This window comes from Streptomyces sp. NPDC054047 (assembly GCF_055585065.1).
Genome location: NZ_JBVJKV010000002.1, coordinates 147418 through 171740 on the forward strand (window position 1 = coordinate 147418; position 24323 = coordinate 171740).

Genomic DNA, 24323 nt, shown 5'->3' on the forward strand with positions numbered 1-24323 from the left:
CACCCGGCGCCTGCCTGGTGCTGCCCCCTGCGGGCCGGTGGCGCCCTGTTCTCGCCGCTTGGCGCCGGATGTCTCCCCACCGATCACCCGGCGCCTGCCTGGTGCTGCCCCCTGCGGGCCGGTGGCGCCCTGTTCTCGCCGCTTGGCGCCGGATGTCTCCCCACCGATCACCCGGCGCCCGTCTGGTGCTGCCCCCTGCGGGCCGGTGGCGCCCTGTTCCCGCCGCTTGGCGCCGGATGTTCCCCACCCACCCACCCGATCACCCGGCGTCGGCCCTGGTGCCGCCCTGTGTCCCCTGCGAGCGGCTGATGGCACCCCTGTCCCGCCGCTTCGCGCCGGATGCCTCCCTCCCACCCACCCGATCACCCGGCGTCCGCCTGGCGTCGTGGCGGGGGTGGGCGAGTGGTCCTCTGCGGGCCGGTGGTAACACCCCTGTCCCGCCGCTCCGCGCCGGATGTTCCCCACCCACCCACCCGATCACCCGGCGTCCGCCCTGGTGCCGCCCCCCTGCCCCCTGCGAGCCGGTGATGGGCACCCCTGTCCCGCCTGCCCGCCCGATCCCGGCGTCCGCCAGGTGCCGTCCTCTGTCCCCTGCGGGCCGGTGGTGACACTCCTGTCCCGCCGCTTCGCGGCGGATTTTCCCCACCCGCCCGCCCATTACTCGGCATCCGTCGGCACCGCGGGGCAATCGGATGGGCGGGTGGGACAGACCCGCCGCGAAGCGGCGGTACAGGCGAACATCCCCGCAACGGTCAGCTGAGCTCCCTGCCCGCAACGATCAATCAGCCCTCCGCCCCGTAACGGGCAGCTGAGCCCTCCGCCTTCCCACAGCGGTCGGCGGAGCTATCCCCCCGCAGCGGCTAGTTGAGCCTTCGCCTCCCACAGTGGCCAGTTGAGCCTCCGCCCTGTAGCGATCGACTGAGCCCTTCGCCCTCCCGCAGCGGTCAGGCGGAGCTCCCACCCCCCCCGCAGCGGTTAGTTGAGCCTCCGCCTCCCGCAGTGGTCAGCTCGCCTATCTGCCCCGTAACGGGCAGTTGAGCTTCGCCCCCCGCGGTCAGCTGAGCTATCCGCCTGGCAACGGTCAGCCGAACCCTCCTCCCCCGCAACGATCAGCGGCCCCCCGTCCGTCACGGTCAGCGGCCCCCACGCCCGTAACGGTCAGCTGCCCCCACGCCCGTAAAGGTCAGCGGCCCCACCCCGCAGCGATCAGAGGGGGCCCCGGCCGTGGCTGTCTGTGAGGCTCCACCCCACCCCCGGCGTGAACCACCCACCCGCCCCTCACCCCTCGACTGCGGGGTAATCGGGTGGGTGGGTGGGCGAGATTCGCCGCGGAGCGGCGGCTTGGGGATTTGGGGATGTCGGCGCGCAGTTTGCCCAGTGACGCGGACCACCCACCCGCCCCTCACCCCTGCACTGCGGGGTGAACGGGTGGGTGGGTGGGGGAGAACCGCGCTGAGCGGCGGTCCGGGCGTCAGGTGGGGGTGGCGGTCACTTGGGAGGGGCGGCGCCACGTGGGGGTGGCTGTCACTGAGAGGCGCGGCGTCAGGTGGTGGTTACCCCGGAGGGGTGGTCGTCGGGGGCTGGGTCAGGGCCGTTACCAAGGCCGGGGTCACCTGGGAGATCTGCCACTGCCGCGCACCGTGCGAGGCAAGCGCCCCGGCCACGGAATCCGCGTCCACCTGAGCCGGCGGCTCCCAGCAGACCCTTCGTACCGTGTCCGGAGTGATCAAGTTCTCCTGCGGCATGTTCAACTCCTCGGCCAGCGCCGAGACGGCCGACCGCGCCGCGGACAGGCGCGCCGCGGCGGCCGGGTCGCGGTCCGCCCAGGAGCGGGGCGGCGGAGGTCCGGAAACGGTCGCCCCGGGCTGCGGGAGCTCCGAGTCGGGCAGGGCCTTGGCCCGGTCCACCGCGGCCTGCCACTGCTCCAGCTGACGGCGCCCCATCCGGTGCCCGAAGCCCGTGAGCCCGGAGAGCGCGTGCACGTTGGGCGGAAGCCCGAGCGCCGCCTCCACGATCGCGCCGTCACTGAGCACCTTGCCGGGCGACACGTCCCGCCGCTGGGCGACCTTGTCGCGGGCGGTCCACAACTCGCGTACGACCGCCATCTGGCGACGGCGGCGCACCTTGTGCATGCCCGAAGTACGGCGCCAGGGATCGACCCGCGGCGGAGCCGGCGGCGCGGAGGAGATCGCGTCGAACTCCTCGCGGGCCCACTCCAGCTTGCCCTGCCGGTCGAGCTCCTTCTCCAGCGCGTCCCGCAGGTCCACGAGCAGCTCGACGTCGAGCGCCGCGTAGCGAAGCCAGGGGTCGGGCAGCGGGCGTGTCGACCAGTCGACCGCCGAGTGGCCCTTCTCCAGGACGAAGCCGAGCACGCCCTCGACCATCGCGCCGAGGCCGACCCGGGGGAAACCGGCGAGGCGCCCGGCGAGTTCGGTGTCGAAGATGCTGGTGGGGATCATGCCTATTTCGCGCAGGCAGGGCAGGTCCTGAGTGGCTGCGTGCAGCACCCACTCGGCACCGGAGATCGCCTCGCCGAGCTCCGACAGGTCGGGGCAGGCGACGGGGTCGATCAAGGTGCTGCCCGCGCCTTCACGGCGCAGCTGCACGAGGTAGGCGCGCTGGCCGTACCGGTAGCCGGACGCGCGTTCGGCGTCCACGGCCACGGGGCCACTTCCTGCCGCGAAAGCGGCGATCACCTCGGCGAGCGAGGTTGCGTCGGCGACCACCGGAGGAATGCCATCACGCGGCTCGAGCAAAGGGATCGGCGCCGTTTCGACGTCGTCCGGAGGGCCGCCTCCGGTGGTTCGCAGTGAACTGTCTGCTGCGGTCTCTTGGGCGTCGGTCACCTGTCAAGGGTATCTGTGTATGCACAGCGCCCGTCGACGGAACGTTCCGTCGACGGGCGCGCGAGGGGTGTAAATGAGTCAGTGGATGATTCCGGTGCGCAGGGCCACCGCTACCATCCCGGCCCGGTCTCCCGTGCCGAGCTTGCGTGCGATCCGGGCGAGGTGGCTCTTCACGGTCAGCGCCGAGAGCCCCATCGAGACGCCGATGGCCTTGTTCGACTGGCCCTCCGCGACCAGGCGGAGGACCTCCACCTCACGGCCGGACAGCTCGCGGTAGCCACCGGGGTGGCTCGGGGCGCCGGGCGGGCGGCGGTGCATTCGGGCGGCGGCCGAACCGATGGGCGCGGCGCCGGGACGGGTGGGGAGACCGACATTGTTGCGGGTACCGGTGACGACGTAGCCCTTGACGCCGCCCGCGAGGGCGTTGCGTACGGCGCCGATGTCATCGGCGGCGGAGAGGGCGAGGCCGTTCGGCCAGCCCGCCGCGCGGGTTTCTGAGAGGAGCGTCAGGCCGGAGCCGTCGGGGAGGTGGACGTCTGCGACGCAGATGTCACGGGGGTTGCCGATGCGGGGACGAGCCTCCGCGATCGACGAGGCCTCGATCACGTCGCGTACACCGAGGGCCCACAGGTGGCGGGTGACGGTGGAGCGGACGCGCGGGTCGGCCACGACGACCATGGCGGTCGGCTTGTTCGGGCGGTAGGCGACCAGGCTTGCGGGCTGCTCGAGGAGAACGGACACCAGGCCTCCTGGGGTGCGGGACTGAACCGGCTCGGGGATGAAGCCGGGACGAACCGTGCTTTCAAGGTCACCAAGGTCTTCGGCACCAAACCCGCCCGCCTTTAGAGAATGATCACGATTTGGTGAGTAACAATTCGGACCATTCGGACACATGATCGATCATCCGAAGATCAACCCGAATCGCAGTCGTTCACATTCGCTCATCCGCGTGACCGTTCAGCCCAGCCGCATCCAGCCACGTCCGGTTCTGTCCGGTTCCATCCGGTCCGGGGCGTTCCCTGCCAGCCCCCTCCGGCTTACAGACCTTCCGGCCGCATCCCGCCGTAGGTCACGGCGTCTGCGGCCCCCGTCGCTGCGGCAGCGACACCACGGACCCCTCGCCGTGCCCGCCCTGGTTGACCGGCGGCAACCCCGCCACCTGGCAGAGCAGATCGCACCACGCGGCGAGATGCGCCGCCGTGTCCGGCGTACCGCCCGGCCCCTCGCGCGGCGTCCACGACGCCCGGATCTCGATCTGCGAGGCGGACGGCCGCTCGGAGAGCCCGCCGAAGTAGTGCGATGCCGCCCGCGTGACGGTGCCGCTCGGCTCCCCGCAGGCCAGACCGCGCGCCTGCAGCGCGCCCGTCAGCCAGGACCAGCAGACCTCCGGCAGCAGCGGGTCCGCCGCCATCTCCGGCTCCAACTCCGCGCGCACGAGCGTGACGAGGCGGAACGTGCCCTGCCAGGCGTCGTGCCCCGCCGGGTCGTGCAGCAGGACCAGACGTCCGTCCGCCAGGTCCTCGTCGCCGTCGACCACCGCCGCCTCCAGGGCGTACGCATGCGGGGCCAGGCGCTGTGGAGGCCGCGTCGGGTCGATCTCGATCTCAGGCCGAAGCCGTGCCCCGCGCAGCGCCTCGACCGCCGCGCGAAAGGGCAACGGAGCCGATTCCGCCACCTTCCCCTCCGTACTTTCCATTTCGCCAGCGCCGTCCGACCGTTGTCCTTGAGCCGCAGCCATGCGGGGAAGATTAAGGGGAACGGCGGCTTCGCGCAGGGAGAGACACCCGTGAGAGGGGCCCCGGTCAAGGCAGGGTGTCCCTCGGGGCGGGCGGCGCACGGGCCCGTGCGAGACTTTCCGGGTGAGTGCCAACAACAGCCCCGCGGGCCAGCAGAACGCAGCGACGTACGACTCCGCTTTCATGAAGGCCTGCAGGCGCGAGCCCGTGCCGCACACGCCGGTCTGGTTCATGCGGCAGGCGGGGCGCTCACTTCCCGAGTACCGCAAGGTGCGCGAGGGCACGGCCATGCTGGAGTCCTGCATGATGCCGGAGCTGGTCACGGAGATCACGCTCCAGCCGGTGCGCCGCCACAAGGTCGACGCCGCGATCTACTTCAGCGACATCGTCGTCCCCCTCAAGGCCATCGGCATCGACCTCGACATCAAGCCGGGCATCGGCCCGGTCGTCGCCAACCCCATCCGCTCGCGCGCCGACCTCGCCCAGCTGCGGGACCTGACGCCGGACGACGTGAGCTACGTGACGCAGGCGATCGGCATGCTGACCGCCGAGCTGGGGTCCACCCCGCTCATCGGATTCGCCGGTGCGCCTTTCACCCTCGCGAGCTACCTCGTCGAGGGCGGCCCGAGCCGCAACCACGAGCACACCAAGGCGCTCATGTACGGCGACCCGCAGCTCTGGGCCGACCTGCTCGACCGCCTCGCGGAGATCACCGGCGCCTTCCTGAAGGTGCAGATCGAGGCGGGCGCGAGCGCCGTGCAGCTCTTCGACTCGTGGGTGGGCGCGCTGGCCCCCGCCGACTACCGGCGCTCCGTGATGCCCGCGTCGCAAAAGGTCTTCGACGCCGTGGCCCCGTACGGCGTGCCGCGCATCCACTTCGGTGTCGGCACCGGTGAACTGCTCGGCCTGATGGGCGAGGCGGGCGCCGACGTGGTGGGCGTCGACTGGCGCGTCCCGATGGACGAGGCGGCCCGGCGGGTCGGTCCCGGCAAGGCGCTCCAGGGGAACATCGACCCGGCGGTCCTCTTCTCCACGCGGGAGGCGATCGAGGCCAAGACGGACGAGGTCCTGGACGCCGCGGCCGGCCTTGAGGGGCACATCTTCAACCTCGGCCACGGCGTGCTGCCGGCCACGGACCCCGACGCGCTGACGCGGCTCGTGGAGCATGTCCACACGCGGACCGCGCGCTGACGGAGCCGGTCCGTAGTTGGCCGAAAATCTCGCCTGAATGTGACGGGTGAGGAGGGGGACGAGACGTGTCCGCGATGAAGATCGGTGATCTCGTCGAGTCCTGGGGCGGAGTCCAGGACGACTACCAGCGCCGCGGCGACGCGGAGATGGACCGGATCGTCCTGGAATGCGCCCGTGAGCTCGCCGCGGACCCCGGCGGTGAGCTCGCGCATCAGTGGACCTTCGGGCTGGTGATGATGCTGCCGTACGTCGGCTGGCTGCCGGGCGACGACGTGCCCGGCGCCGTGTTCGCCGCCGCGAAGGCCGCCGACGAGGCGCTCAAGGACCGGCCGTGCGCCCACGAAGGACATCCGTACGCCGAGGACGAGCTGGAGGACCATCTCTTCTGGCTCCGCGACATCCTGTCGGCCGCGGCCGACGAGAGCGCCGAGTGGGACGAGGACGAGCGCCCGCGCGACGAGTGGCTCTGCCCGCTCAACGTCGCGGGCTTCGCGCGGATCGCCATGGACTTCATCGAACCCGGCTCGGCGACCGGCGTCCCGCCGCGCCTTCCCGACGACATCCAGCAGGACATCGACTCGCTCTCGGCCATCCTGCACGGCTGCCCCCGGCCGGGCACCGAGGTGGACCGCGAGATCGCGTACGTCGGCGACGCGCTCGGCCGGGCCACCGACCCCGACGACCGTGCGGGCCTCGTCATCGTCACCACGGCCGTGTCCTGGTACGCCGTCTCCGACATGATGCGGTCCAAGCCCGTCCTCGACGGGCTGGCCGCGGGCCTGGAAGAGGCCCTCGCGCACCTCTCCGACGCGTCGTGCGCGCACGACGGGCATCCCGGCCTGCCGAGCGGCGGCCCCGACGCCGTCCGGGTCGGCCTCCATCTCAGCAGCCCGGCCGGCCGCGAGGTCTACGAGAAGGAGCACCGGTCCAGCGGGTGGGGCGCACCGCTGGACACGCTCCTGTGCCCGGCCTTCACCGCGGCCACCGCACGCGAGACCCTCGCACGGCTGCGGGAGCGGCGCGCGGCCCTCTTCGGGGCCTAGCGCGCCGGTCAGGCCCGCCTGCCTAGCCCGCCTTCCGCACCGCAGCGACCGCCTTGCGCGCCGCCACCAGAACCGGGTCCCACACCGGCGAGAACGGCGGTGCGTAGCCGAGGTCGAGCGCGGTCATCTGGTCCACCGTCATCCGCGCCGTCAGGGCCACGGCCGCGATGTCGACGCGCTTGGCCGCGCCCTCGCGGCCGACGATCTGGACGCCGAGCAGCTTTCCCGTGAGGCGCTCGGCGATCATCTTGACGGTCATCACGGCCGCACCGGGGTAGTAGCCCGCGCGGCTCGTCGACTCGATGGTCACCGTCGCGTACTGAAGTCCGGCCGCCCGCGCCTCCTTCTCGCGCAGGCCCGTGCGGGCGATCTCCAGGTCGCAGACCTTGCTGACGGCCGTGCCGACGACACCGGGGAAGGTCGCGTAACTCCCGCCCACGTTCGAGCCGATGACCTGGCCGTGCTTGTTGGCGTGCGTACCGAGCGCGATGTGGCGCTCGCGGCCCGAGACCAGGTCGAGTACCTCGACGCAGTCGCCGCCCGCCCAGATGTTCTCGTGCCCGCGCACCCGCATCGCCAGATCCGTGAGCAGCCCACCGTGCCGGCCCAGCGGCAGGCCCGCCGCCTGTGCGAGACCCGTCTCGGGGCGCACCCCGATGCCGAGCACCACCACGTCCGCCGGGTACTCGGCGTCCTCGGTGGCCACCGCCCTGACCCGGCCGTCGTCGCCGGTGAGGATCTTGGTGACCTCGGCGCCGTTCACCATCTCGATGCCCATGCCGGACATCGCGTCGTGGACGAGGCGGCCCATGTCCGGGTCGAGCGTCGACATCGGCTCGGCGCCGCGGTTGACGACCGTGACCTCGTAGCGCCGCTGGATCAGCGCCTCGGCCATCTCGACGCCGATGTAGCCCGCGCCGATGACGACCGCCCTGCGGCCCGGCGTGCGGGCCAGCGTGTCCAGGAGCGCCTGGCCGTCGTCCAGGGTCTGCACGCCGTGCACGCCGGGGGCGTCGATGCCGGGCAGGGCCGGGCGGATGGGCCGGGCGCCCGTGCCGATCACGAGCTTGTCGTACGCCGTCCAGTCCTCCGCGCCGGACTCCAGGTCCCGGGTGCGGACCCGGCGGCCCTCCGGGTCGATCTCCATGACCTCCGTGCACATCCGCAGGTCGATGCCGCGCTCCCGGTGCTCCTCGGGCGTACGCGCGATCAGCTCGTCCCGCGAAGGGACGTCGCCGCCGACCCAGTAGGGGATGCCGCAGGCCGAGTACGAGGTGAAGTGGCCGCGCTCGAACGCGACGATCTCCAGCTCCTTCGGGTCCTTGAGCCTGCGTGCCTGTGACGCGGCGGACATGCCCGCCGCGTCACCCCCGATGACCACCAGTCGCTCTCTCGCGCTACTCATACGGACACGCTACGACGCGGCGGCAGTTGACGGACCTCTAGTCCTCGTCACCCCCGCGCGCCGGTGCCACCGCGGGCCGCCGCGGCAGCCGGGGCCGCACCAGGCGCTGCCACAGCAGGAACAACAGCGCCGCCACCGCCGCGAACGGCAGGATCGCGCCGATGGCGACCGCGAGCCACCGCAGCATCGTCACGAAGGCGTTCCAGCCACCGGACAGGGCGTCCAAGAACGTCGGGTCGTCGTCGCCCGCGTCTACCTTCTTCACTGCCGTCTCGCTGAGCGAGAGCGTGATGGTCGACATGCTCGTACGGTCCTTCAGCGAGGAACGCTGGGCGAGCAGCGCCTCCAGTTCGGACTGGCGGCTGCTCAACTCGCCCTCCAGGGTGACGACATCGCTCAGTTTCGTCGCCTTGTCCATCAGCTCCCGCACGCGCTCCACGCTCGCCCGCTGCGACTTGACGCGGCTCTCCACGTCGACGACCTGCTCGGTGACGTCCTGCGCCTTGGCCTTGCGCTCGATCAGCTTGCCGGTTCCTTCGAGCGCCGTGAGCACCTCCTCGTACCGGTCCTGCGGGACGCGCAGCACGATGCGGGAGCGCTCGTGGCCGCGGCCGTCGCGGTCGGTGGTCTCGTCGCCGACGACGCCGCCCGCGTCGGTGGCCGCCGCGCGCGCCTCGTCCAGGGCCTTCGGCACGTCCTTGACGCGGACGGTCAGGGTGGCGGTGCGGATGATGTGCGTGCCGGTGAGCTCGGGCGGCTTCTTCTTGCCGGACTGATCCGCCCGGCCGCCCCCGGCCACCCCCTTGTCGTCCTGGTTGCCGGACGCGGCCGCGTCCTCCCGCGCGGCGCTGCCCGCCGCCTTGTCGCTGTCCCCGCCGCCGTCGCCGCCCGCGCTGCACCCGGTGAGCGCGAGTGCCGCCGCGAGCAGGACGGCCGAGAGTGCCTGGACGGTGCGGTGCCTTGATGTGCCGGTCGCGAGCATCTCGACGTACCCCCGAGGTTCGTGGTCGCTGATGCTCCTTTGACGCCGGGGAGGGGCGAAACGATGGTGTCCGACCGGTCCCGATGAGGTCACGGTCGGGACTCGTACGCGTCGTGTCGCGCGGCTCGTAGAGTGGGGGGCATGCGCGAAACGGACACACGTACGGGTCATGTCGTCGTCATCGGTGGCGGGATCGCCGGGCTGGCAGCCGCCCACCGATTGCTCGACACCGGAGCCCGCGTGACCGTCCTGGAGGCCTCCGACCGGCTCGGCGGCAAGCTGCTCCCCGGCGCGATCGAGGGCGTCCGCGTCGACCTCGGCGCCGAGTCGATGCTGGCCCGCCGCCCCGAGGCCGTCGCCCTCGCCCGCGAGGTGGGCCTCGCCGACCGGCTCCAGCCGCCCGCCACCGCGACCGCCGCGATCTGGACCCGCGGGGCCCTGCGGCCGATGCCCAAGGGCCACGTCATGGGCGTGCCCGGCGACGCTTCGGCCTTGACCGGGGTGCTCTCCGACGAGGGCCTGCGGCGCATCGAGGAGGACCGCGACCTGCCGCCCACCGAGGTCGGGGACGACGTCGCGGTCGGCGAGTACGTCGCCGCGCGCCTGGGCCGCGAGGTCGTCGACCGCCTCGTGGAGCCGCTGCTCGGCGGGGTGTACGCGGGCGACGCCTACCGCATCTCGATGCGCTCGGCGGTCCCGCAGCTCTTCGAGGCCGCCCGCACGCACGCCTCGCTCACGGAGGGCGTCCGCGAGATCCAGGCCCGCGCCGCGAAGAACCAGCAGACCGGACCCGTCTTCATGGGCATCGAGGGCGGCGTCGGCCAACTGCCGCTCGCCGTCGCGGAGTCGGTGCGGGCGCGGGGCGGCGAGATCCGCGCCGGGGCGCCGGTCACCGAGCTGCGGCGCACCCCCGATGGCTGGCAGGTGAGCACCGCGGAGCGGACCCTCGACGCCGAAGCCGTGGTCGTCGCCGTGCCCGCCTACGCCGCCGCCGCGCTCCTGGGCGTCGAGGCGCCCGCCGCGGCGGCCGAGCTGGCGACCGTCGAGTACGCCTCCATGGCCCTCATGACCCTCGCCTACCGCCGCAGCGAGACCGACCTCCCCGAAGGCAGCGGTTTTCTCGTGCCGCCCGTCGACGGGCACACCATCAAGGCCTCCACCTTCGCCTCGCGCAAATGGGGCTGGATCGCCGAGGAGAACCCCGACCTGCTGGTTCTGCGCACTTCAGTGGGGCGGTACGGCGAAACGGCGATCCTGGGGCGCGACGACGCCGACCTCATCGCCCTCTCCCGGCGCGACCTGCGCGCGGCCATCGGCCTCGACGCCGAGCCCGTCGCCACCCGCGTCACCCGCTGGCACGACGGCCTGCCGCAGTACCCCGTCGGCCACCACGCGCGCGTGGCCCGCGTCCGCGAGCACGTGGCCAAGCTGCCCGGCCTCGCCGTCTGCGGAGCCGCGTACGACGGAGTGGGCATCCCCGCGTGCATCGCGAGCGCCTACGCGGCCGTCGACCAGCTGGGCGGCGACCTGGCCGGTGTGCAGGAGCTCACCGCCAACCCGGTGCAGAGCCTGCACGGCGGCGGAGGAGAATAGGGTCATGAGTGACGACGCCCCCGCCAAGAGCCCCAACGCAGGCAAGAAGGCCAAGGACCTCAACGAGGTCATTCGCTACACCCTGTGGTCCGTCTTCAAGCTGCGCGACCTGCTCCCCGAGGACCGCGCCGGCTACGCCGACGAGGTCCAGGAGCTGTTCGACCAGCTCGCCGCCAAGGACATCACCGTCCGCGGCACGTACGACGTGTCGGGGCTGCGCGCCGACGCCGACGTCATGATCTGGTGGCACGCCGAGACGGCCGACGAGCTTCAGGAGGCCTACAACCTCTTCCGCCGCACCAAGCTGGGCCGCGCCCTGGAGCCGGTCTGGTCGAACATGGCGCTGCACCGCCCCGCCGAGTTCAACAAGTCGCACATCCCGGCCTTCCTGGCCGACGAGACGCCGCGCAACTACATCAGCGTCTACCCCTTCGTGCGCTCCTACGACTGGTACCTGCTGCCCGACGAGGACCGTCGCCGCATGCTCAAGGACCACGGCATGATGGCCCGCGGCTACCCCGACGTGCGCGCCAACACGGTCGCCTCGTTCTCGCTCGGCGACTACGAGTGGCTCCTCGCCTTCGAGGCGGACGAGCTGTACCGCATCGTCGACCTCATGCGGCACCTGCGCGCCTCCGAGGCCCGCATGCACGTCCGCGAAGAGGTGCCGTTCTACACCGGCCGCCGCAAGTCGGTCGCCGACCTCGTGGCGGGCCTCGCCTAGGCAGTTCGGCCGCCGCGTTAATTCGGTTGCCGTGCCCGCCCGGTGAGCGTTTCATCGAGAGGTCGAAGCCGAGAACGAAAGATGGTGCGTGTATGCCCAGGGCCCTGCGGAACAGCTCGGAGTCATCCCCTTCCGCAACGCTCAGGAGTCATCCTCACCATGTCCCGCAACACCTCTCGGCGGGCCCGCACTGAAGCGCGCGCCCAGTCCTTCCGCTGCCTCCAGTGCGGTCTCGACGTACCGATGACCGCCCCCGGCACCGACCACCGCAACCACTGCCCGAACTGCTTGTGGAGCCGTCACCTCGACGACACCCCCGGCGACCGGGCAGCGGAGTGCGGAGCCCGGATGGAACCTCTCGCCATCTCCGTGCGCGGAGACGGCCGGGGGTCCCCCCGGTCCTTAAGACTGGGGGCGGGTCCTCGTCACCGCTGCACCCACTGCGGTGTCCTGCACGCCAACCGCACGGCGGGCGACGACAACGCCCTGCCGCTGACCAGGCTCGCGGTGCGCCCGCTGGCCCAGCCGCCGTTCCCGCTGGAACGGCTCGGGGCCCTGTAGCGGCTAGTGCTCCTTGGGAAGAGCCGCGGCCCGCGTGCCGGACAGCGGCTCGGGCTCCTTGTGCGGTGCGCACGCCGCGCGCCGCACGGGGAGCCTGCCCTCCAGGAGGTACGCCTCCATGTGTCCGTTGACGCACTTGTTGGGGCCGCCGCCGATGCCGTGCGTGCCCGCGTCCCGCTCGGTCACCAGGACCGAGTCGCCCAGCCTGCGGTGCAGCTCCTGGGCGCCCGCGTACGGCGTCGCCGCGTCGCGCTCGGCGGCCAGGATCAGCGTCGGGGGCAGCTCACCCCTCTCCGTGCCGACGTCCACCGGCTGCTGCCGGGGCGCGGGCCAGTAGGCGCACGGCAGGTTCATCCACGCGTTGTCCCAGGTCTCGAAGGGAGCGCTGCGCGCGAGGAGCGAGTTGTCGCGGTTCCAGGTGCCGAAGTCCGTCGGCCAGGGCGCGTCGTTGCACTCCACGGCCGTGTAGACCGCGTTGCCGTTCTCCTGCTCCTTGGCCGCCTTCGGCTCGGGCGCGGCCTGCTCGATGAGCGGCTTCGGGTTGCCCTTCAGGTACGCCGAGAGCGCCGACGCGCGCGTCGGCCAGTAGTCGTCGTAGTACCCGGCCTGGAGGAACGCCGACTGCAACTGGCCGGGGCCGACCTTGCCGCCCGCGGGCTTGGTGGCCAGCTCGGTGCGCACCTTCTCGTAGCTGCGCAGGACCGCCTCGGGCGTCTTGCCCAGGTGGTAGGTCTTGTCGTGCTTGGCCACCCAGGTGCGGAAGTCGCCCCAGCGGTGCTCGAAGGCCGCGGACTGGTCGAGGTTGTTCTGGTACCAGATCTGCGCGGGAGCGGGGTTGACCGCCGAGTCGAACACCATGCGGCGCACGTGCGAGGGGAAGAGCGACGCGTACACGGCGCCGAAGTAGGTGCCGTACGAGGCGCCCATGAAGGTCAGCTTCTTCTCGCCGAGCGCCGCCCGCAGCACATCCAGGTCACGGGCGTTGTTCAGGCTCGAATAGTGCCGCACGGCCTCCCCGGAGCGCTCCAGGCAGCCCGCCGCGTACGCCTTGGCCTGCTTGACGCGCTTGAGCTTGTACGCGGCGTCGGGGTGGGTCGGAGCCTGCGTCGGCGCCTTGGCGAACTCCTTGGGGTCCTGGCAGGAGATCGGTGCCGAGCGGCCGACACCGCGCGGGGCGTAGCCCACGAGGTCGTACGCCGCCGCGATGCGCTTCCACTCGGGGATCATGCCGACCATCGGGAAGTACATCCCGGACCCGCCGGGGCCGCCCGGATTGAACACGAGGGCGCCCTGCCGCTTGACGGCCTTGCCCCGCCGCGGTTCGGCCTTCTGCGTGGCCTTGGTGCGGCTGACGGTCAGCTTGATCTGCTTGCCGTCCGGGCGGGCGTAGTCCAGCGGCACCGAGACGGTGCCGCACTTGACGGACGGGGGCAGGCCCTCGGCCGCCGGGCAGGCGCCGAAGCGGACACCGGCCGCCGTGGCGCGCTGGGCCGCGACGAGCGTGCCCTGGGCTTCGGGGTAGGGGGAGGTGTCGGCCGCGGACGCGCTTCCCGTGGGTGCGGCGACGAGTGCGGTCAGGACCAGGGATCCGGCGGTTCCGTAGAGGGCGGCTGCTGCTCTCATCGCGCTTCATCCTTCATTCGGCGGTGCGTGCTCGAACAAAAGGGATGATTCGTTCGGTAAATGGCGAAGTAAAGCACCGCACCGCCGGTGTCGGGCGTGTCGGGCTCAATGACCCCGATGCGCCGTATCCCGGTGCGCGAAAGCCGCCCGCAGCTCCGGGTCCGCGAGCGCGCGCGTGCCGCGTACGGCGACGGCGGTGAGGTCGGAGCCGCCGCGCGCGGGCAGCGCGCTCAGCAGGAGCTGGCCCGCGGGGGAGGCCCAGCGGGGGTAGGGGTGGATCTCGAAGCGGGCGACGGCGAGGCAGCTCAGGTTCAAGGCCAGGGGCAGCGCGAACCAGAGAGCCACGTGCACCTCTCCCGGCGGCGCCTGAGCGGGCATCAGGAGGGCGACGGCCCCCAGCGCGATCACCGCCGCCGCGGCGGCCCGCACCTGCCGGACCGCTCCCGCGACTCCCGACCAGGAGCCCTCGGGCAGGGCGAGCCCGGCCGCGACGAGGCGGTCGGCGAGGGCGCGCATCGCCTCGGTGCCGGCCGCGGCCCTGCGCACCGGAGCTATCGGCGACTGCCCCGCGGGCCCTATCGCGCCGAGCACGGAACGCTCCATCTCGTCGCAGCCCACCGGGTCGACGACCGTCGCCCAGCCGGTGTGCGCGAGCAGCAGCCGCCGGGTGCGGGCCATCGACACCAGGGTGAGGTCGGTGACGCGGGCGGGGCCGCCGGAGAGGAACGCGGCTTCGTAGAGCGTCAGTTCACGGCGGTCACCCGGGGCCGCGCCGTGCGGGGCCGCGCGGTACGCGGTGAGGCAGAGCCGGGCACAGGACAGGCCCGTCGCGACCCAGGCCACGAGAAGGAGCGGAAGCCAGAACATGACCGGTGTTGTATGCGAGGCGGTGGGGGCCGCGCCACGGGTTATCCAGCATGCGGACGAGGCCGCGCGGGTGCGTGACGTTCCGCTTTCGAGCGGGGCTTCTCCTTGCCCTCGTCGCGCGGCGTGTTCTCGTCACGCTCCTTGTTCTCGTCGCGCTCCTCGGGCTTGGGGCGGGACGCCGGTGGAGGCAGCGAGAACGTGGGGGAGGGGGAGACCGGGGTCGGCGGATCGGGGGACTCGGCCGGGCCCGGCGGGGCGGGGGAACGGGTCACCGGATCGGGGCGCCCCGATGCCGCGTCGCGCGCCAGATCGTCGAAGTCGACCAGACCCGTGCCTTCGAGGACCGTGATGTGGTCGAGGACCGTCGTGTTCGCGTCGTCGGCGAGCGTGCGCACCAGCGAGTTGCGGGTGGTCGCGCGGACCTCGGCGACCACCGAGAAGACCTTGCCGTGGGCGGCGCGCAGGATGTTGGCGAACTTCTCGTCGTACGCGTCGCCGTGCGCGTCGCTCATCTCGTCGAGCCAGCCCCGCTGCTGCGAGGTCGGCTGATTGGGCAGCTCCAGGTTGAGCCGCGCCGCCACCTCGCGGACCCGCGCGTCCAGGAACGTGTGCCCCTCGACGAGATGCTCGCCCGCCGTCTTGACGGCCTTGCTGGTGCCGCGCGCCTCGGCCTGCTGTCCGGCCGGGAGCTCCCAGAGGCCCGCGAGGCGCACCTTGGTGATGAAGTCGCGGTCGAGCGCGGAGAGCGGGCCGAACTCCGTCGACACGCTCTCCGCGTCGAGTCTGGCCAGGGCGGTGCCCGACCTGTCCTCGTACGACCAGAGAGGGAAGAGCAGTGCGGCCAGCGTCGCGACGAGCCCCGCGACGATGAGGCCGGTGCCGTTGATGGATCGCATGACGCCTCCTGTTGCACCGCCGCACGTTAGTGCGCCGCGGGGAGGCGACTGCGGAATACCGCCCGGAGTACGTCAACTGCCGTACGGGTAAGGGGCATGGGATGCGGGCGGGCGCTGTTCCCCCGGCGATCTCCCGGGCAGCGGGCTAGGAGCTGCCGCCTCCGCCGCCGCCCCCGCAGCCCCCACCGCCTCCGCCGGAGCCGCCCCCGCCGCAGGACGAGGAGGAGCCGCCGCAGCCGCCGCCGGAACTCCCGCAGCCGGAGCCGCCGCACGCCGATCCGCCTACGCCGCTTCCGCACCACACGGGTGTGCCCGCGCCGGAGCTGGTGAACGGCGCGGCCGTGCCCGGCGTACTGCCCGGCCGGACGCGGTGCGCGGCGTGCAGCTGGGCCTGCAGCTCGGGGTCGAGCACGCCGACCAGGCCCTCCACCGCCACGCGGTGCGCCGCGCCGAACACCTGCGCGCCGGCGGCGCGGTACTCCGCGAGGGCGGTCCGGCCTGCGGCGGTCACCCGGGTGCGGGTGGCACGGCTGCAGAGCCGGCCGACCAGGGCGCCGAGCACCCAGGCCACGATCAGGAGGATGGTCGACGCGCTGACGGGGTCCCATCCGGGGCCGTCGCCGTCCTCGGCGGCGATCACCGCGATGACGAGACAGAACCCGGCGATGCTCAGGGCGTTGTGCCGGATCTTGTGACGCCGCAGGCGGGCCAGGGCCTCGGGGCGCACCAGCAGGCCGCGCCGGGCCAGGGTGTCGCCGATCGCCTGGACGGCGGGGCTGCGCATCACGCCGATGCGCAGCCAGTGCAGGGCGCCGCTCGGCGCGGCGGCGTGGGCCTGGAGCACCGCGCCCTCCACCGGGTTGCGGACTTCGGTCGACCGGATCGCGACGACGCCGGGATAGGCGACCACCAGGCGTCCGTCCTCGTGCAGGGCCGCGATCGCAGCGTCCGCGACCCGGCCCGGGCCACTGGCCAGGAAGGCGGCCTCCAGGGGGTCGAACACGGCTCCGTGCCGTGCGTCGGGCTGCTGCGGCGCGGGCTGCCGGACGCGGGAGACGCCGACGAGGAGGACGGCCGACGAGACCGCGACCAGCAGGGCGAAGCCGATGGACAGGATCTCCACGGCCGCCCCCTCAGCCCCGCCGCAGCGCGAACCGCGCCGCGCGCAGCCACCGCGTGACCGGCCGCGCGTCCAGCGGCGCGGGACCGGAGCGCTCGAGCCACCACCGGGTGAGACGGCCGCGCGCCTCCGCGTCCTCGGGCTGCCCGGCGAGCAGCAGCCGCTCGGCGAAGTCCATCGCGTCGCGCCGGTATCCGCCGGTCATCGGCCGGGCCTGGGCGTACGCGAAGAACTGCGCGCGATAGCCCTTGCCGAGGATCTCCGGCAGCTCGGGCGCCACCTTCGCCACGACGTCCGCTCGCTTGCCGGTCAACGCACGGCTCTGCACGGTCAGCCGGGCCCGGTCGAACCCCTCGGGCGCGGGCGTGCCCGCGACGAGCGCGGAGAGCAGCGCGGTCTGCGCGAGGGCGAGCCGCTGGCGGGCGGCGGCGGGGACGGCGTCCGGTGCCGTGGGCTCACTGGCGTCCGGCGCCGTGCCGGTGGCGCACTCACCGGAAGCGGGCGCCCGCGTCCGCACCGTCGCCCGTATCGCGTCCAGCTCCCGTTCGAGCTCCTGCGGCGCGGGGAAGTTCTCGTCCCGCTCCAGCAGGACGCCCGGCGGGGTCACCCGTGACGCCAGGTCCGACAGGATCGCGAGGACCGGCTCGGGGACCGCGTGGGCGTGGCTGTCGTGCCAGACGCCGTCCCGCTCGAAGCCGCCCGCGACATGGACGTACGCGATGGCCTCGACCGGCAGCTCGTCCAGGGCCTTGGCGGGGTCCTCGCCGCGGTTGACGTGGTTCGTGTGCAGGTTGGCGACGTCGATGAGCAGGCGTACGCCCGTGCGCTCCACGAGCTCGTAGAGGAACTGCCCCTCCGTCATCTCCTCGCCGGGCCAGGAGATCAGCGCCGCGATGTTCTCCACCGCGAGCGGCACCGGCAGCGCGTCCTGCGCGATGCGCACGTTCTCGCACAGCACGTCCAGGGCGTCGCGGGTGCGCGGCACCGGCAGCAGGTGGCCCGCCTCCAGCGGCTGCGAGGCCGTCAGCGGGCCCCCGGCACGCACGAACGCGATGTGCTCGGTGACCAGCGGTGAGCCGAGCGCCTCCGCACGCTCGGCCAGCGCGGCGAGGCGGGTCTCGTCGGGGCGGTCGGCGCCGCCGAGGCCGAGTGCGACGCCGTGCGGCACCACCGTGACGCCGCGCTCGCGCAGCCGCAGGAGGGAGTCGGGGAGGTGCCCGGGGCACAGGTTCTCCGCGACGGCCTCGACCCAGTCGATGCCGGGCATCCGTTCCACGGCGTCCGCGATCTCCGGACGCCACCCGATTCCGGTCCCCAGGTGCTTCATGTTCCCCCTCCTCCGCCAAGACCCCGCGTCGTGCCCGTGTCTTGTGAACGTGTGCAGGGGTCATGGCCCCGACAGACGCTTGCGAACCCCTGAGGAGGGACGTTCAGAGCTACATTTGAGGTTCCGGCCTGTCCGTGTTGACCTCTCCGGGCGGCGCGGGCGAGGGCCGCGACGTCGTGGACACGTCGCCGGTCGGACCGGCCGGCGGAGGCTCCGGGGGAGCGACGCCGGAGGGCGGCGGCGGGCCGCTGGGGCTGGCCGTCGCGGTGGCGGCGCCGCCGTTCGCGATGTCGTCGAAGTCGACGAGTCCGGTCGCCTCCAGCATCGTGATGTGGTCCAGGACCGTCTGGTTGGAGTCGCTGGCGAGCTGCCGGATCAGGGTGTTGCGGGTGCTGTCGCGCACCTGCGCGATCACGCTGAACACCTTGCCGTGCGCGACGCGCAGCAGATTCACGAACTTCCGCTGGTACGTCTCGCCGCTGGCCTCGGTCAACTCCTGGAGCCAGCCCTGCTGTTGGGCGGTGGGCTGGTTCGGCAGCTCCACGCCGAGCTGCGCCGCGACCGAACGGGCCCGCTTGTCGAGGTCCGTGTGGCCGACGATCAGATGGTCACCGGCCTCCTTGATCGCCTCGGTCGGCGCCCGCTCGACGGCCTGCTGGCCGGCGGGCAGCTCCCACAGCCCCGCGAGCCGCACCTTGACCAGCAGATCGCGGTCGGCCGCCGAGAGGGGCCCCCACTGCGTGGCCACCGATCCGGCGGCCAGGTTGGCGGGCCCCGTGCCCGAACGGTCGGCGTAGGACCACATGGGGAACGCGAGCGCGCCCAGTGTGGCCACGAGTGCCGCGATGATCAGAGCCGTGCCGTTGATGCGCCGCAATGTGCCGTGCCTCCCTGCCCGTCAACCTGCCGTGGAGGCAAGCTACTTCCTGGTACCAGGAGATACGGAAGAGGCGTGCGTGATGTTCAACGCATTGCTTCACCGGTGTGAGGGGCTTGGGGCCCATCCGGCGTCGCGCCCCAGGAGGGCCAGCATCTCCTCCAGCGGGGAGGCGTCCTCCTGCGTGGGCAGGACCGGCGCGAACGCGGCGCCGGGGCCCCGGCGTTCGGGGTCCTTGGGCACCCGGCGGGCGATGTCGAGCGCGGCCTCCACGACCGGCCGCGGGAGGTCGAGCCCGACGCCGATGGTCGCCGCCACGTCCCAGGAGTGCACCACGTAATCCAGGAAGTGGAAGCCGACGGCGAGCCGCCCCGTGAACGTCCCCCCGATCTCGGGAAGGGTGAACCCCCGCTCCAGGACGCCCACTTCACCGTCTGAGCCCACTTGACCGGCTCCGCCCGCTGCACCGGCTCCGCCCTCTTCGGCGAACGCGGCCAGCACGTGCCGCACCGACTCGTCGTAGACCTTGAACGGGTCGCGGCCGAGATCCGGGGCGATCCAGTACGTACGGTCGGCGCCCGCGCCCCGCGCCGCCGCCGCGAATCCGTGGTGCTGCGCGGTCATGTGCGCCACCAGGTCGCGCAGCGTCCAACCGGCGCAGGGCGAGGGGCGTTCCCAGTCGGTGTCGCGGGCGGCGCGCAGGACGCGGACCGATTCCCGGACGGCGGTGCGGTCGAGTGCGACGAGGTCGTTCGTGGCGTCGCCCATGGCGTTGTTCGTGACGTCGTTCATGAGGTCATCAGGGTCCTTCCTTGGCGTGAACGGCCGGGCCCGGCCAGGCGGCCGGGTCGACGAGCAGCGGGTGCGCGACGACCCAGGCGGCGTCCGTGTCGAGCCGGTCCGCGGTCCAGGCGGTGGCGCGCATCGTGCCCCGGTCCCGGTGCGCGCGGACGATCCGTACGTGGTCGGGGCGCCCGACGAACGCGTACATGGACCGCTGGTCGATCCAGAACGAGACCGATCCCGAGCGCTTGTGCCACGGGTCGGCCCAGAGCCACATGCCGACGGCGCCGGGCGTCCCCGACCAGGTCCGGCGCAGACGCAGCCCCGCCAGGGCGATCGGGGCGGTCTGGGTGTGCCGGTGGGCGGTGAACTCCGTGACGCTCACCAGGACCGGGCCCGGCGTGTGTGCCTCGGGCCCCGCTTGCCAGGGGGAGCGTGTGATCTGTCGCGCGATCGGTGAAGGCATGGCGTGAGCATAAATCTAAACGAACGGTCGTGCTACTTGTTTCTCGGAGTCGGTACGGATTACGTGCGGAGCCCGATCCGCGGGGCCGTCAGGGGAGTTGAGGCACCTGTGACGGGTCCGTCGCCGCCGCGCGCAGGCGTGCCGTGATGGCGACGCCCGCCCTGCGGTAGGCGGCCGGTCCGCCGTGCAGCACCGAGTGCGCGTTCGCCGTCTCCAAGAAGGCGATGAGCTCGAAGGCGAGCTGGGGGACGTCGGTGTCCTGGTGCAGGCCGCCGGTGTCGCGGGCCTCGGTGAGGCAGTGCTCCACCTGGCCGATCCAGTCGCGGTCGGCGCGGACCAGTGCGTCGTGCACCGCACCCTCGCGGGCGTCGAACTCGGCGATCACCCCGTAGAAGAAGCAGCCGCCGGGGAAGACCCGCTGCTCCGAGTAGTCCAGCCAGCGCGCGCACAGCTGCCACACGCGGTCGAGGCCAGGCGGGGACTGCCGGGCCGGTTCCACCACGGTGTCCAGGAAGATGCGGGCCGCCGCGCGGACGGTCGCGAGCTGCAGCTCCTCCTTGGAGCCGAAGAGCGCGAAGACCCCGCTCTTGCTGAGCTTCAGCTCGGTGGCGATCCGGCCGACCGACAGCGCGTCCAGGCCTTCGACGGAGGCGATGTCGACCGTGCGGCGCAGGACGAGGCGCCGGGTCTGGTTGCCGCGCTCGACACGGCCGTCGAGCTTGGTGCCCGCCGCGCCGGCACTCGTGCGCGTGGCGGGGCCCGCGCCGGTGTCAGGACTCGCGCCAGCGCCAGGGCTCGCGCCTGCTCCCGCGTCCTCGCTCACGCCGAGCTCGCTCGCCATGCCGGTCTCCTCAGCGCCGTTCCGTCGTGCTCTGTCTGGTTGCCCAGTCCGTCTGGTTGCCCAGTCCGTCGTACGTTTCGTTTCCCGAGGGACATCCTCTCTCGTGGCGCCGGGCTTGTGGGCGCGCACGTCAGATGGCCCGGCTCCCTGGTTCACGGGCTCCCGGGTGCGAGGAGCGTCCTGCGGACGGTGTCGCGGAGCCAGCGGTGGCCTCCGTCGGCCGCCTGGCGGGGATGCCATGCCATGCCGACGGACAGGGGCGGCAGGGGCAGGGGGATGTCGAGGAGGCGCAGGCCGAGGGTGGTGGCCGGGTCGGTGAGGGGGGTGGGGGCGGCGCCGGGAAGCGCGGTGGGGACGAGGCAGACGACGTCGCTGCCGGCGGCGAGGGCCATCGCCGCCATGTGGCTGGGCAGGACGACGACGACCCGCCGCTGGAGGTCCAGCTCGGCCAGGGCGGCGTCCAGCGGCCCCGTGAACCGGCCGCGGCGGCTCACCACGACGTGCTCGGCGGCGGCGAGCCGTTCCGGGGTCAACGTCCCTTCGGTGAGGGGGTGTCCGGGCCGGACGGCCGCCGCCATCCGCAGGGCGACCAGTTCCTCGACCCGGGTCTCGGGGTCGACGTGGTCGATGGAGCCGACCTCCAGGTCGATCCTGCCGTCACGGAGGGCGGGACCGGCCTCTAGATCCTCGGCACGGAACCGCAACGAGACGCCGGGCGCCTCCTGTTGGGCAAGCCTGAGCAGCCCGGGGGCCAGGGCCGCGCCGATCAGGTCGGCGGCCTGGAGGGTGAAGGTGCCGCGCAGGGCAGCGGGGTCGACCCCGCCGTCGGGGGCGAGCAGCGCTCCGAGCCTGCGCACCACCGTGGCGGCCTCGTCACGCAGCGCCTGGGCGCGCGGAGTGGGGACCATCGTCTGCCCGGCCCGGACCAGGAGGGGGTCCTGGAGGATGCGCCGGAGGCGGGCGAGCGTGCGGCTCATGGCGGCGGGGGACGTGCGCAGGCGCGCGGCGGCACGAGTGACGCTCTGCTCGGCCAGCAGAGCGTCGAGCGCGACGGCGAGATGGGCGTCGACGATGGGTTCCGAAGGCTCCGGACTGCTGCTCATGGGCGTCATTCCCTTCAGGTGATTCCCCTGTAATTCCATTTCGGGCAATGATTACTTGCCGAAGTTCCCATTGTGGCAACACCGTGGTCCTCCGCAGGATGAGGGACGTACCGATCCGGCACGACCCACGAGGTTTCCATGATCGTCATCACTGCTCCCACCGGGAACATCGGCCGCCGGCTGCTGCCCCTGCTCCTGGACTCCGCCCCCGCCCGCGGCGAGGAACTGCGCGTGATCGTGCGCGATCCCGCCCGGCTCACCGACGCGGTGCGCGAACGCGTCGAGGTGGTCACCGGCTCGCACGGCGACCCCGAGGTCCTCGACCGCGCCTTCGAGGGAGCGGACGCCGTGTTCTGGCTCGTCCCCCCGGACGCCTCCCTGACCCCGGAGGACGCCTACCGCGGCTTCACCCGCCCCGCCGCCAAGGCCCTCGTCACGCACGGCGTCGGCCACGTCGTCGGCGTCTCCGCGCTCGGCCGTGGCACCCCGGTCGCCGACCGCGCGGGACTCGTCACCGCTTCCCTCGCCATGGACGACCTCATCGCGGACACCGGCGTCGCCTACCGGGCCCTGGCCAACCCGTCCTTCTTCGAGAACCTCCTGGAGGAGGCCGAATCGATCCGTGAGAAGGGCGTCTTCACCGATGCGGTGGACGCCGACCGCAGGGCGCCTCTCGTCGCCGTCGCCGACATCGCGGCCGTCGCGGCGGGCCTGCTGCTCGACCGCACGTGGACGGGGAGCGACAACGTCCCGGTCCTCGGACCGCAGGACCTGTCCCCCAACGACCTGGCCCGCATCATGACCGAGCAGCTCGGCCGCCCCGTCCGCTACGAACGCCAGCCGCTCGACGAGCTCTACACCACTCTCGTCGGCTACCGCCTCGACGAGGCGTTCGCCCAGGGCATCGTCGACATGAAGCGGGCCAAGGACCAGGGCCTGGACGACGGTGTCGCCCGTACTCCGGACACCGCCTCGCCCACCACCTTCGAGGAGTGGTGCGCCCGGACGCTCAAGCCCGCCGTCCTCTCCTGACGGCCACCGCCCCCGGCCGTCCGCCGCGCATTCGCTGATCTCCAACGCACATCCAACGCACATCCAACGCACACCTGACGCCCAGGAGGCGCCCGCAATGCCCGCCGAGAACACCGCACCGCCGGTCACCGCGTTCATGCTCGTCAAGACCACGCCCGAGTGGCTGGCCATGACCGTTCAGGAACGGGTGGACGCGTTCAGCACCCAGGTCATCCCCGCGATCAAGGCCAGGACCACCGGTGTCCGGTCACGCTTCTACGACACGGAGTTCTACTCCACCCGCGTCACCGACGTATGGGTCTGGGAGGCCGACGACCACGAGGCCTATCAGCTGCTCATCGACGCTTTGCGCGAAACCCCGTTCTGGGACCGCTACTTCGAGATCGTCGACCTTCTCGTCGGCACCGAGAACGGCTACGCCCGCACCTACGGCCTCGACGCCGTGGCCACCATCAGTACCTGAGTGCAGCGGGGCGGGGCCCGCTCAACGCAAGGCGGGGTGGTCGGCGACGACGGTGCAGGAGCCGGGCGCGATCTCCGTGAAGCCCGCGTCCCGCACCACCGGCAGGCCGCTCGCCACGAGTTCGCGCCAGAGCGCGGCGTCCGGGGTGCGGACGGAGAGCGGGTAACCGGCGTCCCGCCAGGCCGCGCGCTCCTCGTCCGACAGTTCCCACCACGCCAGTTGGGCACCGTGCCCCGCCTGCGCCATCGCCTTGCCGGCCGACATGTCGACATCGGGGCTCATCCACAGGACGGGGGCGGCACCGTCCGGGGGCGACAAGGGCTCGGGGTCGTCCAGTTCCGTACCGGAGACCTGGAGCCGCGCCAGGTCCTTGGGCCAGCCGTCCAGCGGCACCGGCGGGAAGACGCGGACCTGCGCCGACTTGCCCGTGACCGTGATGCCGGGGAGCGCCTCGGCCCGCCGCCACTCGGCGCCGCGGGCCCGGCGCACCACCTTGCGGATACGGGCGTCCTGCCAGTCCCGCATGGCCTGCGCCCACTCGCCCTCGCCGAGCGACCGCTCGTCGCCGAGCATGACGAGCACCGCGCGGGCCGCGGTCTCCAGGGCGTCCGTACGGTGCGGAGGCTCGGCGCGCTCGATGCGCGCCACCAGCGGCAGTACGTACTGCGGCGCCTCGTCGCGGGGCGTCTGCTCCACGCGGAAGGGGCTGTCCTGGGGCTCTCGGCTGTCCTGCGGCCGGGGGGTCCCGGCGGTCTCGTCGCTGCTCACGCGTCCAGTCTGCCAGGCGGAAGATCGGACCCGGCGGGGGCTTTGCCCCTTGCCCTCGCTCTCCTCGTCCCCTGTC

The 24323-nt window shown here is 72.7% G+C and carries 23 protein-coding genes; 7 read left to right on the top strand and 16 right to left on the bottom strand.

Annotated features, from left to right (window positions below; translation table 11 throughout):
• Positions 1–1553 precede the first annotated feature (1553 nt).
• The 3 genes from ACZ6ZP_RS07365 to ACZ6ZP_RS07375 all read right to left on the bottom strand — a co-directional run bounded on the left by ACZ6ZP_RS07365 (position 1554) and on the right by ACZ6ZP_RS07375 (position 4584).
• Positions 1554–2846, bottom strand: coding sequence for an HRDC domain-containing protein (locus ACZ6ZP_RS07365; protein ID WP_469405909.1), 1293 nt, complete (start codon positions 2844–2846; stop codon positions 1554–1556).
• 78 nt (positions 2847–2924) lie between these two features.
• Entirely contained in the window at positions 2925–3587 is a 663-nt protein-coding gene (locus tag ACZ6ZP_RS07370; RefSeq protein WP_160507754.1) for a response regulator transcription factor, read from the bottom strand.
• Between the two features lie 328 nt (positions 3588–3915).
• Entirely contained in the window at positions 3916–4584 is a 669-nt protein-coding gene (locus ACZ6ZP_RS07375; RefSeq protein ID WP_351158305.1) for a DUF3000 domain-containing protein, read from the bottom strand.
• Positions 4585–4705: 121 nt separating this feature from the next.
• Here ACZ6ZP_RS07375 and hemE point away from each other — a divergent pair, with 121 nt between their 5' ends.
• Both hemE and ACZ6ZP_RS07385 read left to right on the top strand, forming a co-directional pair.
• Positions 4706–5773 carry a uroporphyrinogen decarboxylase gene (hemE, locus tag ACZ6ZP_RS07380; protein ID WP_351158308.1) on the top strand — a complete coding sequence of 356 codons (1068 nt, stop codon included), beginning with the start codon at positions 4706–4708 and terminating at the stop codon, positions 5771–5773.
• Between the two features lie 65 nt (positions 5774–5838).
• Positions 5839–6816: a hypothetical protein gene (locus ACZ6ZP_RS07385; protein WP_361467983.1), complete on the top strand. Its 978-nt coding sequence runs from the start codon at positions 5839–5841 to the stop codon at positions 6814–6816.
• Positions 6817–6838: 22 nt separating this feature from the next.
• Here the strand turns inward: ACZ6ZP_RS07385 and ACZ6ZP_RS07390 are convergent, their stop codons facing one another.
• Together ACZ6ZP_RS07390 and ACZ6ZP_RS07395 are read right to left on the bottom strand one after the other, a co-directional pair.
• Positions 6839–8221: an FAD-dependent oxidoreductase gene (locus ACZ6ZP_RS07390; RefSeq protein ID WP_469405912.1), complete on the bottom strand. Its 1383-nt coding sequence runs from the start codon at positions 8219–8221 to the stop codon at positions 6839–6841.
• A gap of 37 nt (positions 8222–8258) precedes the next feature.
• Positions 8259–9203, bottom strand: a complete 945-nt coding sequence (locus ACZ6ZP_RS07395) for a DUF4349 domain-containing protein (RefSeq protein WP_469405914.1) — start codon at positions 9201–9203, stop codon at positions 8259–8261.
• A 141-nt stretch (positions 9204–9344) separates the two neighbouring features.
• Between ACZ6ZP_RS07395 and hemG the strand changes: the two genes are divergently transcribed.
• The 3 genes from hemG (at position 9345) to ACZ6ZP_RS07410 (ending at position 12081) form a co-directional block, all read left to right on the top strand.
• The gene (hemG, locus tag ACZ6ZP_RS07400) at positions 9345–10796 is read left to right on the top strand and encodes a protoporphyrinogen oxidase (protein WP_469405916.1); all 1452 of its coding nucleotides are present in this window, start codon (positions 9345–9347) and stop codon (positions 10794–10796) included.
• Positions 10797–10800: 4 nt separating this feature from the next.
• Positions 10801–11520 carry a hydrogen peroxide-dependent heme synthase gene (gene hemQ / locus ACZ6ZP_RS07405; protein WP_351158322.1) on the top strand — a complete coding sequence of 240 codons (720 nt, stop codon included), beginning with the start codon at positions 10801–10803 and terminating at the stop codon, positions 11518–11520.
• A gap of 159 nt (positions 11521–11679) precedes the next feature.
• Complete coding sequence (locus ACZ6ZP_RS07410) at positions 11680–12081, top strand: RNHCP domain-containing protein (protein WP_469405918.1); 402 nt, start codon at positions 11680–11682, stop codon at positions 12079–12081.
• A gap of 3 nt (positions 12082–12084) precedes the next feature.
• On the opposite strand, the gene ACZ6ZP_RS07415 is transcribed toward ACZ6ZP_RS07410, so the two are convergent.
• The 10 genes from ACZ6ZP_RS07415 to ACZ6ZP_RS07460 form a co-directional block, all read right to left on the bottom strand.
• Positions 12085–13704 (bottom strand): alpha/beta hydrolase, encoded by a 1620-nt coding sequence (locus ACZ6ZP_RS07415; RefSeq protein WP_383823670.1) that lies wholly within the window; start codon positions 13702–13704, stop codon positions 12085–12087.
• A gap of 105 nt (positions 13705–13809) precedes the next feature.
• Entirely contained in the window at positions 13810–14571 is a 762-nt protein-coding gene (locus ACZ6ZP_RS07420) for a TIGR04222 domain-containing membrane protein (protein ID WP_399973013.1), read from the bottom strand.
• A 41-nt stretch (positions 14572–14612) separates the two neighbouring features.
• Entirely contained in the window at positions 14613–15467 is an 855-nt protein-coding gene (locus ACZ6ZP_RS07425; protein WP_468612374.1) for a DUF4142 domain-containing protein, read from the bottom strand.
• A gap of 145 nt (positions 15468–15612) precedes the next feature.
• Positions 15613–16590: a TIGR04222 domain-containing membrane protein gene (locus ACZ6ZP_RS07430; RefSeq protein ID WP_366462143.1), complete on the bottom strand. Its 978-nt coding sequence runs from the start codon at positions 16588–16590 to the stop codon at positions 15613–15615.
• 10 nt (positions 16591–16600) lie between these two features.
• Positions 16601–17914, bottom strand: coding sequence for an MbnB/TglH/ChrH family RiPP precursor modification enzyme (locus ACZ6ZP_RS07435; RefSeq protein WP_361467960.1), 1314 nt, complete (start codon positions 17912–17914; stop codon positions 16601–16603).
• 109 nt (positions 17915–18023) lie between these two features.
• Positions 18024–18791 carry a DUF4142 domain-containing protein gene (locus ACZ6ZP_RS07440; protein WP_351158340.1) on the bottom strand — a complete coding sequence of 256 codons (768 nt, stop codon included), beginning with the start codon at positions 18789–18791 and terminating at the stop codon, positions 18024–18026.
• Positions 18792–18890: 99 nt separating this feature from the next.
• Complete coding sequence (locus ACZ6ZP_RS07445) at positions 18891–19583, bottom strand: TIGR03086 family metal-binding protein (protein ID WP_351158342.1); 693 nt, start codon at positions 19581–19583, stop codon at positions 18891–18893.
• Positions 19584–19590: 7 nt separating this feature from the next.
• A complete protein-coding gene (locus tag ACZ6ZP_RS07450) occupies positions 19591–20040 on the bottom strand; it encodes a hypothetical protein (protein ID WP_469405922.1) in 450 nt (149 codons plus the stop codon).
• 88 nt (positions 20041–20128) lie between these two features.
• The gene (locus ACZ6ZP_RS07455; protein WP_399973025.1) at positions 20129–20881 is read right to left on the bottom strand and encodes a TetR/AcrR family transcriptional regulator; all 753 of its coding nucleotides are present in this window, start codon (positions 20879–20881) and stop codon (positions 20129–20131) included.
• 152 nt (positions 20882–21033) lie between these two features.
• Positions 21034–21993: a LysR family transcriptional regulator gene (locus ACZ6ZP_RS07460; RefSeq protein WP_469405924.1), complete on the bottom strand. Its 960-nt coding sequence runs from the start codon at positions 21991–21993 to the stop codon at positions 21034–21036.
• Between the two features lie 129 nt (positions 21994–22122).
• Here ACZ6ZP_RS07460 and ACZ6ZP_RS07465 point away from each other — a divergent pair, with 129 nt between their 5' ends.
• Together ACZ6ZP_RS07465 and ACZ6ZP_RS07470 are read left to right on the top strand one after the other, a co-directional pair.
• Positions 22123–23016, top strand: a complete 894-nt coding sequence (locus tag ACZ6ZP_RS07465) for an NAD(P)H-binding protein (RefSeq protein ID WP_469405925.1) — start codon at positions 22123–22125, stop codon at positions 23014–23016.
• 97 nt (positions 23017–23113) lie between these two features.
• Complete coding sequence (locus tag ACZ6ZP_RS07470; RefSeq protein WP_351158355.1) at positions 23114–23479, top strand: darcynin family protein; 366 nt, start codon at positions 23114–23116, stop codon at positions 23477–23479.
• A 21-nt stretch (positions 23480–23500) separates the two neighbouring features.
• Here the strand turns inward: ACZ6ZP_RS07470 and ACZ6ZP_RS07475 are convergent, their stop codons facing one another.
• The gene (locus tag ACZ6ZP_RS07475; protein ID WP_351158357.1) at positions 23501–24247 is read right to left on the bottom strand and encodes an aminoacyl-tRNA hydrolase; all 747 of its coding nucleotides are present in this window, start codon (positions 24245–24247) and stop codon (positions 23501–23503) included.
• Positions 24248–24323 lie beyond the last annotated feature (76 nt).

What these genes read in the sequence shown, in the direction of transcription:
- ACZ6ZP_RS07415 (WP_383823670.1), bottom strand. Translation starts at nt 13,704, where the DNA reads ATGAGAGCAGCAGCCGCCCTCTACGGAACCGCCGGATCCCTGGTCCTG.
- ACZ6ZP_RS07410 (WP_469405918.1), top strand. Translation starts at nt 11,680, where the DNA reads ATGTCCCGCAACACCTCTCGGCGGGCCCGCACTGAAGCGCGCGCCCAG.
- ACZ6ZP_RS07465 (WP_469405925.1), top strand. Translation starts at nt 22,123, where the DNA reads ATGATCGTCATCACTGCTCCCACCGGGAACATCGGCCGCCGGCTGCTG.
- ACZ6ZP_RS07435 (WP_361467960.1), bottom strand. Translation starts at nt 17,914, where the DNA reads ATGAAGCACCTGGGGACCGGAATCGGGTGGCGTCCGGAGATCGCGGAC.
- ACZ6ZP_RS07425 (WP_468612374.1), bottom strand. Translation starts at nt 15,467, where the DNA reads ATGCGATCCATCAACGGCACCGGCCTCATCGTCGCGGGGCTCGTCGCG.
- ACZ6ZP_RS07455 (WP_399973025.1), bottom strand. Translation starts at nt 20,881, where the DNA reads ATGGCGAGCGAGCTCGGCGTGAGCGAGGACGCGGGAGCAGGCGCGAGC.
- hemQ (WP_351158322.1), top strand. Translation starts at nt 10,801, where the DNA reads ATGAGTGACGACGCCCCCGCCAAGAGCCCCAACGCAGGCAAGAAGGCC.
- ACZ6ZP_RS07395 (WP_469405914.1), bottom strand. Translation starts at nt 9,203, where the DNA reads ATGCTCGCGACCGGCACATCAAGGCACCGCACCGTCCAGGCACTCTCG.
- ACZ6ZP_RS07470 (WP_351158355.1), top strand. Translation starts at nt 23,114, where the DNA reads ATGCCCGCCGAGAACACCGCACCGCCGGTCACCGCGTTCATGCTCGTC.
- ACZ6ZP_RS07420 (WP_399973013.1), bottom strand. Translation starts at nt 14,571, where the DNA reads ATGTTCTGGCTTCCGCTCCTTCTCGTGGCCTGGGTCGCGACGGGCCTG.
- ACZ6ZP_RS07450 (WP_469405922.1), bottom strand. Translation starts at nt 20,040, where the DNA reads ATGCCTTCACCGATCGCGCGACAGATCACACGCTCCCCCTGGCAAGCG.
- hemG (WP_469405916.1), top strand. Translation starts at nt 9,345, where the DNA reads ATGCGCGAAACGGACACACGTACGGGTCATGTCGTCGTCATCGGTGGC.
- ACZ6ZP_RS07375 (WP_351158305.1), bottom strand. Translation starts at nt 4,584, where the DNA reads ATGGCTGCGGCTCAAGGACAACGGTCGGACGGCGCTGGCGAAATGGAA.
- ACZ6ZP_RS07390 (WP_469405912.1), bottom strand. Translation starts at nt 8,221, where the DNA reads ATGAGTAGCGCGAGAGAGCGACTGGTGGTCATCGGGGGTGACGCGGCG.
- ACZ6ZP_RS07445 (WP_351158342.1), bottom strand. Translation starts at nt 19,583, where the DNA reads ATGAACGACGTCACGAACAACGCCATGGGCGACGCCACGAACGACCTC.
- ACZ6ZP_RS07460 (WP_469405924.1), bottom strand. Translation starts at nt 21,993, where the DNA reads ATGACGCCCATGAGCAGCAGTCCGGAGCCTTCGGAACCCATCGTCGAC.